Here is a 13222-nt window from a genome sequence, read left to right on the forward strand (position 1 = left end):
TTATGAAGATTTTGTTAAGAATTAAACTAAAAAGAGGGTTTGTATTACCCAACTAATTCATTGTGGATAATACTTCCCTCTTTTTTTAAAAATCATCTTGAGAAACACGACATCTAGCTGCACCACTAAAGTCATCATAAGCATAAATAATTGTATCTAGTGGAAAGTCTTCTCCACCAACAATCTTAGACAAACTATTACAAGTACAATTATCACAGCTCTTAATAAACATAATGCTATCAGCTTCATTGTGCATATTTGTTAAATCACAACTAAAGCCAGGAAATAATGGTGCAATATCCTCTGGTGCGTCGGCCAACCAGTGTGGGAATGCAAAGAAAGGATAATCACTATTAGTATCGTCAGCATTAATTAAGTAATAGTCATTTAAGTCAATAAGCTCTTTTGCTCTAGTTCTGTTACCACCCTCTTTTCTAATTGTGCGAGTTGATCCCTCACAATTTTCAATGGCCTCTGATTTTGTAATAAAAGTAGGAGAACCAGATCCTTCAGGAAGAGCAAATTTATCTATAATTAATCTTCTCGAGTAATCATAAATTGCAGTCTCGTTAGGTATGACTACTTCTTTCGTCGTAAATCCATTTGGCATAGAAAGATATTGTTTACCTGATGAAGTTTCTCTAACAGCAACAACCCTTAAATAATAAAATCTATTTTGTAGCAGCCCTGTGATTTCAACATTCGGTGTAACACCTGCAGTTTCAACAAAAGTTAAACCAGTTGAGTTATATAAATCATTTAAACTACTTTCAAACTCACTATAGTAAACGCGATAAGAGATAATTGGTCCCCAGTCATTATTGATTGGTGAAAAATCAACCCATTCTAAATAAACTCTTCCTGTATCATCTGTTTCAACATTAAAAATTTCATTTGTCATTGCATTTGAACGGTTTGGTTCAATGAATCCTTTTACATAAATCGGCAAAGTCGAAACTGATGCCCTCTTACTATCGTAGTATTTTAAAATAGCATAGTTTTGACTTTCATCGACGTATTCACCAAGGTATGTTTCATCGAACGTGAATGTTACTCTCATCGTACAAGTACTAGTCGTATTGACATTGAAACCCCACTCTTCCTCTGGAAGACCTCCCCCTTCATCATCACCAAAGAAACAAGGTCGATTTAACTCAACCTGAATGAAGCCTTGGTTATAGACTGTATGAAAGTCACCTGCAGGAATTGTCGCACTTTGATTACCAACATACTCTCTATACTCTTTCAAGAAACTTGCTTTCTCATCACTTGGATTATTAAGATTAATATTCTTAATCAGTGATCCACTTGGATAAGAAGAAAGAATCGGGTGCGCAGGATTCGCATAAGTTCCAATATCAATAAAGTAAGCATTAGGAATTGTTCCACCTGATCCGTCACTAATATTATTTGTAATTAAATTCCCTGCCGCAACTTTGGCCGGATCAACTGCAGTAAATTGAATTCTAAACGATTCTGCATAGTACTGATCTGTACCAATATCATAAGAGAGAATACCGTAGCGAGTAGTCAAAGGTAACTCAGCAATACTGGCCTTATGCTTAACATCTGCAAAACAAGATGCTCCAGGAGCTAAGGTTGCTCCACAATTTACTGACTCAAGAGAATATCCCACACCTGCACCATTATTATCATGGATGGCCCCAAGAAGAGATGTCTTTAAGTTAAATTTCACATTATTAACTGTCGTAGTTCCTTCGTTTGTGAAAACGAGACGAGTTTTTGCATAAACATTTGAACCTCTAACGGCTTCCACCCCTACGGTTGTTGCAACATCATAGCCATTCATTTCAAGGTTATGAGTTGTTTCAGTGACATCTAGGGTTTCAGTATGTGAATTAGTCAGCTCATCATATTCAACAGTATACTTTTGAGACTTCATAGAAAGTCTTCCTGTATTTGCAGCTACTGCTTCTGCAACAACTAGAATACGTAGAGACTTAATATTATTTGTGTAAGCATAAGTATCACGATTAGTAAGAGTTTGAGATCCATCTCTATATTGAATTTCTAATTCAGTCTGAAATGTTCCTTGTACAGTAGGAGCAAATCCTAGTTCAATATTTGCCAAAGATGCTTGTCCAACATTCCCAGGCATTGACGTAACAGAGAATTCACTGTCACCATTTAACATTTGAGATAATGAAGAAGCTTGTTTTTCTCCAGCATTATAAAGTTGAAATGGTAATGTTACTGTATCTCCAGCATAAAAAGTTCCTGCATAATAAACATAGTCATAAGTTGTATCACGATACGGAGCAATTCTATTAACAGACTTTGTAGGTGCATAAGTAATAGGCTCTACAGCAGTACCTTTTGCAAGATCTCGATACATAGCTGGAATTGTGTAACTTCCAAAACTTTGTCCCCATTCTCCGGCCAAAGGAGAATGAGAAGGGATATTTACTTGTTGACGCCATAAAACCGCACTAATCATCGGTTGCGCCCCTTCTGGTACAAGTGCTGCTGATCTTCTTGAGTTTATAGCAACAGGATAATCTTGAGTCATATAGTATCCACCGTGCCCATCTAATTCAGGAGTGTATCCAGTACCGGCATCCGCAATCCCATCTCCATCGAAATACCCAAAATTGAAGAAATCTTGAACCATCATTCCACTACTATATTCTCTTAGCGCATGTGATCCATTTAAAGGCGCAGAAAAGTGACGTTGCCACCTGCGGTCGTTCGTATTGTAATAGCTATCTTCTCTTTTATCATTTGATAGCTTTTCCAATTCAATAGTTAAACTACAAACCTCTCCAGGAGCAAGAAGTGAAGGTGCATTTGTCCCTGGTGAAGTTGATACTGGCCCCATCGCGCCACCAAAGTCCATAACGTCATAGCAATCCTTATCAACACCTGCCACAAGTGCAGAGCTTGGGTTATTAACAATTTCACCTCCAAATAAAGGTGTACTTGCATCAGGGGCCCAAAAGAAAGTCCCTGGAAAAACTAGAGGAGTGTTCAAATTAATGTATGTAATACCACCTGTACCAACATTTTCTAATTTTAAATGGAAGTAACGTGTTTCATTAGCTGTAACAGGAGGAGTTGTAATCCCCTCTGTCATTGTAAAATCAGAATAAGAGAGGAATCCCTTTCTAACGAGAAGGCCACGCATCTTCATTTCAATTTCACGATCAGTGCGAGGAGACATATCATCATTATAAGTTGTCCCATCTTTGTATTTGATTCTGAAAATTTTGTAACGATTTGGATAAGCTTCTAGTACATCGTACATTGCTGAGTTTTCTTCATTCTCAGCCGCTGTACTATCTGGGTTTGTTGATACAATTGGATTTAGATCAAATAAGATATCACATTGCCCATTATATGGATTTAGGTAGTCACACCCAGAGTTTTTCACGTTTTGGTAATAGTTATTAATATTATAACTTGTTTCTGTAATAACATTAGCAGTAGGTTGAGCACCGTCTGTAATACTTACTACCTCACCAGAAGTTGATCCACTATTATTCACTCTGATTCTAAGTCTTTCTTTATAATTTGAATTTGCAATTAGAGAGATTCGACCTAAGTCATAATCAAATAGATCGTTATCAGCGGTATCTGTATTAGTATATGTTGTATTCTTATACTCAATTACATTAAAGCTTAATTTAGCCGCAGCTAAGTAATTAGCATCCTCAACAATATAATTATTTTCGTCAGCATCTAAGTCATTTTTAATAACGATATTATCTTTCCATGTTGAATCATAGCGAACATTAAAGCGGTAGTTATTAAAATTACCATCAGCTTCAAACTGCACACTAGGATGAAAAGTAACATTAAAGAAACAAGACCCACCTGGATCAGCAATCGTTCTACCAGCAACTTGCTTTAATGCTGTATTTGTAATTCGGCCATCTTCACCACGAATATAGTTAAAATCATTTACATCAATAAAACACTTACTCGAATCGAAGAATTTAAAAGGAATTGTTGTCAGTGGAAGATCACTTGCACTACTCGTTAAGTCTCCTGAAGGATCGCGACATACGAGATTATCGCCACCAGTACTTTCGTCTCTTAAACAACGTGCAACGAGCGTATTTGCAGCATTTCTTACGTCAACACTTAGAACAATCGCTTCTTTATATCCCTTATTTGATACTTTTAATGTTTGAGTATCGATATTCCCTACAACAAGATCATCAAAACTTAAGTTTGGAAGACCACCGATTTGAATATCACCTTCAATTCGAATTGACTTAGCATCAAAGTAAACGTTAAGGGCATTAACACCACCCTCAGGGTCACGGCCATAGTCAAATCTAATATTTGAATTGTAATCAACATCAACATTGCCATCAGGTGCACCAACACCATAATTCTTTGCCTCAAATTCAACAAGAAGTTCACAAGTTTCATTTTGTAAGAGTACAGTTCCACATGTATTTGAAACAATACTGATCGCATTTGAAGTCGTGTTATCAAGCTTTGTCATTGTGATATTACGGGCCCTTAATTCTCCCGTGTTTACGACAACAAGTCTTTGGGAGAATACTTTTGGCTCTGTTCTTTCAACAACACCGAATGAATAATTAATCGTCTCCTCTTCAAAGACTAATGATGCTGGAGTTCCTGTTAAGAACTTTAACTGAGTTGACTTCGAAAAATTATCGATTAGAGTTTTGTAGTTAAATTGAAGATCTTGCGTGTGAATACCTGAAGTACGAGCTTCATATCTTAGCTTATAATAACAAGTTGCTTTAGAAGCAATAACGAGACCACAATCTCCACCAAAGCCTGGACTTTCTGATTCCCCTGCTTCGTCAGGAAAGAATTTAACACCAGCAGATGAAGTTTGATCAATAAGCAATTGAGCATCACTTAAGTTATAACCAGTATTATTCTTAACTCTTATAAGAATTTCGTCACCAAGTCCGCCAAGTAGGAACTCTCCTCTATCAAGATCTCCCACGACTGAAAATTCAACCGTACCGTCAACACCATCATTTAAAATTTCAGCTGTCTCATCTGCCTTCTCCACCGGAGTACACGAGATAATTGTTATAAAGAATAAGATCAACCAAACGTACTTCTTCATTTATTCTACCTTATTGATAAGACTCATCTTCGATGCGCACAACACACCTTACTGCTGCATACTCACTTCTCATCTGATCATATTCGTTTCTAGCATTAAACTTTGCTGAATAACGACCACTGCTCTTAGTGTTCGATTCTCCAAAATTCAGCATATAGATAGGAGTTGTACGCGAAAGACTCCATCTAACATAGTCAACCGCCGTTCCATCATTATCAAGAGATGACTTTAGCGCTCCACCGTGTGTACTTGAATATGTGGCATATGTATCCATTGCAGGGTCAACAGACTCAATAAAGTCATAGAAATACTCTCTACTTGCAGGAGAAATATAACGATTACGATTAACTGTAATTTCAGACATCCCATCAGAAAAAATCTGACTATCGCCAACTGGAAAATTTGGTATATCCATTGACGATGGATCAAGACTAAAGTCCGTTACAAAAGTTTCAAGAGAAATCGACATATTATCCAAACTTTCTGAACATAAACTTCCTTGACACTCTAGTGGTAAGCCTAGAATTGGATTAAAGTAGCGGCCACGACGTGGGTCTGTTGAGATATCTTGTGCACGATTAATAACATCCTGATCCCACTTAATGGCCAAGGTGTCATTAATTGAAAGTTTAGGAGCAAAGTTATCTTGCCCAAAGTCTAAGAAGAACCCGTCACCATTTCTATAATAACTAACACTTCCTGGATCCAATGAGTTTACAGATTCAGCAACTCCAGTATTTACATTTCCAAAGAGGTCAAAGATAGGTGTAAAAGCACCATTTACAAGGTAGTTACCACCTCTTGCTCCACCTGGTTCAACAAAAGAACAACGCCCAGTATCTGTATCAGACATAACCCAAGAGATTAAAGTATTTAAATAGAAAGCACCATTTGGTGCCTCAACTGAGTTTGAAGCAAGTCCTGCTCCCAGCATTAGCTTTTCACTATCAAAACCACAAAAGATTTGCTCTGATGAAATTTCCGCCTTATTTCCAATAATATCTTGTACTCCAAATCGAGATGTACAAGCTTGAGTCGTAAATTGTGTCCCACCATTATCGTAGAAACTTGAGCCAGTAATAAATGGTACACGACGTGGAGTCGTCACTGTTCCCTGATAACTACTTGGCATATTGATCATTAGGCGATCACCTGACCTTTGCTGATTTGTCGCTGCTCCACTGATAACATCTCTATCATAGACGTTACATGAATTTTGAAAATTCACACCACTTGTTACAGGAGCATCATTTCTTGTTCCTGTCTCAACTTCAGCTACAGCTGCTTCATCAAAGTCTTTAGGATAACGACTTGCCGTAATCCCTTCTCCACGACGCATAAGCCTCTTTTCTCTTACCGGGCCAATTTGCTTAAATTCTTCTGCGTCATCATCATATGTTCCAATCTTTACTTCATATGAATTACAAACACGATTGGCCTGAGTCTGACTAAGCCCCGTTAATGGAGGAAGCTTCGAATCATTAGAAGAGAAAACACGAGATAATTTTGTATTTCCACGATAGCGTGGTGATGTATCAACATTTGTATAAGCAGGACTAGGAGTTGCATTAATTCCTGAATCAAATAACTTATTATTAGTAAGAATATCATTCATCGACATATCAAGAATGTCGACATCATCTACCCCATGAGCAAGTGTTGAAAGATTATTAACAGCAAGCCATCTCGGCTTAAGTTTATCCCCATCAGTTGAATCCGAAACTGGAATATTAATCATACAACGTGATGGCCCAAGAAAGTTCTTATTTCTAAGGTTGTTACCATCAGCAAGGGCGGCACCACCAGCTCCTCTGTAGTAACCATGGCTAATACGATCTTCATAAGTCTTTACAGCATTACGAGAGTAGTAAACTGCCGCAAACTCACTTTGCACATTATAAGAAGCATAACTTCCATTTCCGCCATAAGGATTAAAGAAGTTTGTCGCAATATTGGCCGGATCAGTACAATCAGTAAAATCACCAGAAATTCCTGGCGCAACAAAATCCCTACGGTCAGCAGTATCCGGATCGCTACATGTAGTACTTGTAATTGCAATTGAAGCAGTATCTTCACCAAAGCAATCACCTACACGAAGTTGACTACGATCTGTATAAGACTCGCCAGTATTTGGGTGATTAACACCAGAAGTGTACCCCGGAGAATTTCCGTTAAAGCACCCCACAAAACCAGAACCTAGATCATTAGAACCTGTAAAATTAGGAATTGTTCCAGAGAAATTACTTCTTTCATATGCGTAATCCCCTCTCGTAAAATTACAACCTAGCTCAAAACGGTCAATTAGCATACTTGGACCAAAATCATAAACTGTTGAACCTTTAATCCATGGAGATGTTAGACCTCTGGCCCCAACCCCATTCCAAGAACAAGTATATTTCTGGCTAATATCTCTTGAATGAACCTTTCCAAGTTCACGACATTGCTGACGGTTTGCCATAAAACGGTGAACAAGGGCCATATTTTCAGGAGGAAGGACAACCTTAATAATATGCTGAGGGTTAGTTGTCTCTCTTTCATACTCGAGCTCAACTCCTCTAAAAACTGGAACGACTTTATAGTAGTAAACACGAGCGTGATTAAAGTCATCACCCGCTTGAATATGCTTTACAGAATAGTCTGTAAACATCACGGCACGATATGTTTCAAGTACCTCATTAGTACGACTTCTTTCTGTGTAATCAACTGGGTGAAGTAAACCTTTATTCGTCAGAGTTTGGTAATCAAAGTCACCACTTGTGATATCTTTCCAAGTGATTTTATTATCATCAGAGCGATAAACACGATATCCAATTTTATGATCTTTCTTTTGTAAACCAGTTTCATAGGCATCTATGAAAGTTTGCATCGAAAGTGTTCCACTTGTAAACGTTACATCCTTCCAAGCGATACGAATGATACCAGAGTTCGAGTATTGATGTAGTGAGTTTGTTGTCACTCCATCTTTAGATCCATAAGCACCACTAAATTGAGTACTACCATTTGCAATACCAAACTGATCTTCAAAACCACTTGTAGGAGCTAGTGTAGCAGGATCTACTTCTACTTCAATTGGTTGTCCACTATCATTTAATGTTTCTAAAATATAGTCTTTTTTACGATCAGGTCCCGTTGGAGTAACCATTCCATTTGCTTTTGGACCAATGGCAAAAATATCAACCCACTCTTCAAATCTTGGCTTAGGTACTTCAATCTTACACTCACCTAATCCAGTATTGATATCTGCATAAATCGGAGATGCTCCGTCAATATAAGGAAGAACACCAAATTGATAAATCTTACCTGGAACAAGAGATGGAATTGTATATGTATAAGTTGTCGCAACAATATTATCAACTCTAGTATAGGCAGGGTCATTTGCTAGAGCATCTGTATACTTAAATACTTTCCCATCTTTTTCTTTATAGAAAACAGCATACTTGTCATAGATACCACCAGTAGGAGCATCCCAGCTTACTGTAATGTAATCGGCACCAGTGTTACATGCATTAATTACACCAGGAAATTGTTCCACAGTAGGAACCTTAACAATTGGAGTAATACACTTTACGATCGCGTTATCAACATCATTAAGTGAAAAGTTATTTCCTGTAACACTAGGAACGGCCGCAAAACAATATTCTTTATCAGCAACAGTATCCCCGGCCCCAAAAAAGTTTCCTTGAATACGTACACTTGTATATGCACCAAATCCTGCATAGTCTCCTGGGTTATCATCTAATCTGATAAGTCCATCACACGATGCCTTACCACTTGCATTTGCAACATTAAAATTCAAAAGCGTTGGACTAGCATCACCTTCACCCTCATAACAGTAAATATCAAATCCATTTAGAAACCCTGTTTCAATAACAGGTGGATCAAAATTAATTGTAATTTGATTAAGGTTGTTAATATCTTGTGGACTCTGAATCCCTAAAATTCCAGAAAAAGAAGCAAGCTTTGGAATTGCACGGTAGAAAACAGGTTTTCCAATTATTCTTTCACCATCACCACATGTTAGAGTTCGACAAGCGATCGCAAAAGTTAGGTAGTAATCATACTCTTCTAAACTCCCTATCCTTTTTGAAAATTCTTCTGCATTAGCTGTTCTATAATCACCGGCCAAGTTAAGAGGATCAATAATTGAAGCATCAATTTCTTCAGGAATTCTTGCTCTTACAAGATCAACGTCTTCCTCGGCTTCACCAAGTTTATAATTATAAATTCTATAATTTTCAAATGGCCCTACTGCAGGGGCCCAAGTTAAATCAATTGAAGTTAGACCTAGATTCTTGTCTGGTGTTGTTGCTCTTAGAGATAGGGTATCCCAGTCAAAAAGCCCTCCTGAACCTAAAGTAGTAACAGAAATAATTTTATTATTTTCTTCAAAACGATAACCTTGTGTATCTTGATAAATACCGTAACTCTTATGAATAGATCTAACTCTGAAATAATACTGCTTGCCAGGCATTAACCCAGTAACTTGTCTTTCTCTTTCAGTTGTTCCACCTGTTGAAGCCGTTACTTCACCAGGCTTTAGATCTCTTTGAATTGCAGGATGTGTATTATTAAATAAGTCCGAAATTGTTCCATCATCAGCAGCGATGTATGAAACCTCATAAGCGATTGGATCGTTAGGCATAGGATTATAAGTTGACCCTAGAGTCACAGCTGGTACCCATTTTACAAGAACAGTATTTTGGCCAGCAGCACCTACCAATGGCTCAACACTCGAAATACCAGCGAAGTCCGCAGTAAAATTTGAAAATGTTTTAGCACTTAATGTTGCATCGTTCTCACTCTGACTTCCAGTACTTCCGTCTCTTACACCAACAGAAAATGTATATTCAGTGTTTACATTTAAGTTTCTTACAGTGAAACGATACATCCCTTCATCATTAACTGATAAAGAGTCGGCTTTAACTTCAATAGGAATCGTCGCATCGTTAACTTTAATAAGGTAAGTTAACTCAGAAGCAGGTCCAGTCGCAGGAAAGAAATAAACTTCAATCTTATCATTTGAAATTGGTATGACTTTTGAAATACCGGCAAATTGAAATGTCTGCCTACCACTTTCAGCGTTTCTTGCTTTTTCAAGATTAGCGTCTTCTACTTTTCCAACACAACCAGCAAGTAATAATAAACTTAGTACAATAGATAGAAATTTCATAAATTACTCAACCACCAGTGTTTGAATACTATTGTTATATTCAGAGTATTTGTCTTCTTGGTACAGATAAGTTAGTGCACCAAAGTAATATGTCCCAGGCGGAATAAAAGGAATTGTTATACCAACAGCATTCTCTTCGGCCTCAAATCTTAAGTAATCATTATTCCCATTTACAGCATCACTAAAACTAAAAGTTCCAGTGGTTGTCTTCATAAAGACAACATATCGGTCGTAGACCCCCTCTTCAGGAGGAGTCCATGAAATAGCTGCGGAATTATTTGAACTATCAAAATATAAAGAACTGATTCCAGTAAAGTCTTCATATGTAGGAGTCATTACCTGCGGAACAATACAGCTAACTACTTCTGAGTCACGATTAGGTGTAACAACGTCACCAACGTAAACGAATGGTAATAAAGCAAAGCAGTACTCTTCAGTCGAGTTAATGTCGATCCCTCTAATTGAAACTTCTGTTCCATTAGTAAAATCGAGAGTTGATGGATTTAGCGATGTAGGGTTATTACCATCTGGAAAGTTAATGAATGTATCAATAAATGGCTCACCAGTACTTCTCCCTTTTACTTCAATTAACATCCCATCAATTACACCACTAGCTAGATCTACAGGTTCAAAGCTTAAGTAGATTTCGTTAAGGGCCCAATGGTATCGTGGATTATTAATTTCAGTAATTCCTGAGAAGCTTACAAGCGGAGGGCTTGTACGATAAACGTTCGGAGAATTATATATAATTGACTTCCCCGGAGAACATAAAGAATCTAAACACATAATAAGATATACTTCATAAGAAGTATAAGGCTCTAGCTCAACAAGCTTTGACTTACTATCTTCGTATGTAACTTGCTTACAAAAGTAAGCCGGATCTGTCGTTTCCTGACCATTACAAATATCATCGCGACTATTCTTATATGTCGACCACGCCTCACCTGTTCCATTTTCTTTATAGTAGATTCGGTAATGATCGATTGCTCCGATCCCTGTTGCCCAACTTAAATCAAGAGAGGTTTTTCCAGTACTATTACTAGGAGTTGTTACTTCAAAAGAATCTAGATCAACTTGTATGTCCCCCACGCTATCACTTAGTGTAGTAGCTGATAGGTAGTTATTATTCTTTTCATAATAATAACTTGGATCAGAACTAAATTTACTAAATCCGTGGTGAATACCTCTAACTCTCACATAATAAGTTGTACCTGGAAGAAGACCATTTACCTGTTGAGAAATCTTTTTTCCATCAACATAGTTTACAATACGAGTTGGTGCTGTAAATGAAGTGTCGTCGAACGCAACTGGTGTTGCTGTATCAGAATTAATTAAAACAACTTCATACTTTGAAACATCCGAATCTTCAGGAATGTATCCACCAGTTCTCTCTGCTGCTGGCCATTCAATTAATAGAGAGTTTTTCGAAGCTCCACCTGACAGATTTTTAATGCTACCAATACCAGTAAAGTTAGCTGTTTGATTTGAATAAGTTGCTACAGACTTAAAAGCGTCATTAACTGACTGCTGCCCTTTATCGTCTTTAGCCTGAACGTTAAAAACATATTGTTCATTAATATTTAAACCAGTAACTGTGTAACGAAGAAAACCACGATAATCAGGAACAAGAGTACGCCCAGGTACTGTAATTGGAGCAATCGCACCATCGTAGTTAATGATATAAGTAACTTTTAAAGGATCAAGATTTGAAGGTGGAAAATATATTTCAACTTTATCATGTGCAACGGCCATTGCATCCTGAATACCAGTGTAATTAATGACTGTTTCTCCGTCATTAATCCCCTTTGTTAATTCAGAATTTGCATCCTCAACCTTTCCAACACAACTAAAAAGTAAAAAACATCCTAACAGAAAGTAAATTCTATTCATTCGATAACCCATTTTATTTACATTAATTAAAAATAACGCTACGCTTCTCACTCAAAATTGTAGTTTAAAAAGAGAATTATTTTAAGTGCCTAAAATTAAAGGAAAATATTACCGAACGCATATTTAGTTTAGTATTTGTTCAACCTTACCGCTCCCCAACCGATGCCATGACAAACTTAAAGTTAAGAAATCTGAGGCCGCATAATTTCAGGCGGAAAAAAGTGTCGACCTGAGAAGAAATTAACCTAAGTAGTTAAAAATAGTAAAATTTTGGTAATCAATATTTACAAAGGTGAATAAATGAACATTTTTTCTTTAATTGGTTTGGTCCTCTCTGCGGTAATTCTCTTTGCAGGTCTAAGGATGTCATCAAGTGACTTAAAACTTTTCTTCGATGGCCCTTCCCTCTTCATTGTACTTGGAGGAACTTTTGCAGCGACTTCAGTAGCATTTCAACTTAATAAAATTGGAGCTCTCCTTAAGATTTTCATCAAACAATTCCTTGGTGGGAAAATGGTGGACTCTCCAGGTGTTATTAAAGAGATCATGCAAATTTGTGAAGCTTATCGTTCAGGCGAAGCTGCTGAAAACCTTCCTGGTAAAGCATCCGATGAATTTCTAAAAGAAGGACTTGAGTTAATTGCAGATGGATTTCTTCAAAAGGAAAAAGTTATTGAGATCCTTGAGCAAAGAGCTGTCAATATGAATCAGCTTAGAAGTGAAGATACTAGAAAGATTAAAACTCTTGGAAAATTTCCACCGGCTTTTGGGATGATGGGGACAACAATTGGGATGATCGTACTTCTTGCAAACCTTGGTGGAGCAGATGCTATGAAGATGATTGGACCGGCCATGGGTGTTTGTCTTATTACAACTCTTTATGGAGTTATCATTGCAAACCTTGGATTTATCCCAATTAGTGAAAACCTTGAAGAGATTCAAAGACAAATGGAAGCTAAAGACAATATCGTTCTTGAAGGTATTAAACATATTCTAGAAAAGTCTAATCCAGTACTAGTTGCAGAAGAGCTTAACTCTTTCCTTGCACCTAATGAAAGATTAGACTGGAAATCTGCGAGTTAATA

At 37.2% G+C, this 13222-nt stretch carries 4 protein-coding genes; 1 reads left to right on the forward strand and 3 read right to left on the reverse strand.

Annotated elements, in window-relative coordinates; genetic code table 11:
* Nucleotides 1-85: 85 nt before the first annotated feature.
* Genes ABMA70_RS06460 through ABMA70_RS06470 form a run of 3 tightly spaced genes read right to left on the reverse strand, consistent with a single transcriptional unit; the run spans nt 86 to nt 12137 of the window.
* Nucleotides 86-5077 carry a fibronectin type III domain-containing protein gene (locus tag ABMA70_RS06460; RefSeq protein WP_392990896.1) on the reverse strand — a complete coding sequence of 1664 codons (4992 nt, stop codon included), beginning with the start codon at nt 5075-5077 and terminating at the stop codon, nt 86-88.
* Nucleotides 5078-5087: 10 nt separating this feature from the next.
* Nucleotides 5088-10247 carry a fibronectin type III domain-containing protein gene (locus ABMA70_RS06465; RefSeq protein WP_392990894.1) on the reverse strand — a complete coding sequence of 1720 codons (5160 nt, stop codon included), beginning with the start codon at nt 10245-10247 and terminating at the stop codon, nt 5088-5090.
* Nucleotides 10248-10250: 3 nt separating this feature from the next.
* A complete protein-coding gene (locus ABMA70_RS06470; protein ID WP_392990892.1) occupies nt 10251-12137 on the reverse strand; it encodes a hypothetical protein in 1887 nt (628 codons plus the stop codon).
* A 300-nt stretch (nt 12138-12437) separates the two neighbouring features.
* Between ABMA70_RS06470 and ABMA70_RS06475 the strand changes: the two genes are divergently transcribed.
* Nucleotides 12438-13220 carry a motility protein A gene (locus ABMA70_RS06475; protein WP_392990890.1) on the forward strand — a complete coding sequence of 261 codons (783 nt, stop codon included), beginning with the start codon at nt 12438-12440 and terminating at the stop codon, nt 13218-13220.
* Nucleotides 13221-13222 lie beyond the last annotated feature (2 nt).

This window comes from Halobacteriovorax sp. XZX-3 (genome assembly GCF_043196495.1).
Taxonomy (GTDB): Bacteria; Bdellovibrionota; Bacteriovoracia; order Bacteriovoracales; family Bacteriovoracaceae; genus Halobacteriovorax_A.

Bases quoted from the DNA above. Each gene is read 5' to 3' on its own strand.
- ABMA70_RS06460 (WP_392990896.1), bottom strand. From the start codon at position 5,077: ATGAAGAAGTACGTTTGGTTGATCTTATTCTTTATAACAATTATCTCG.
- ABMA70_RS06465 (WP_392990894.1), bottom strand. From the start codon at position 10,247: ATGAAATTTCTATCTATTGTACTAAGTTTATTATTACTTGCTGGTTGT.
- ABMA70_RS06470 (WP_392990892.1), bottom strand. From the start codon at position 12,137: ATGAATAGAATTTACTTTCTGTTAGGATGTTTTTTACTTTTTAGTTGT.
- ABMA70_RS06475 (WP_392990890.1), top strand. From the start codon at position 12,438: ATGAACATTTTTTCTTTAATTGGTTTGGTCCTCTCTGCGGTAATTCTC.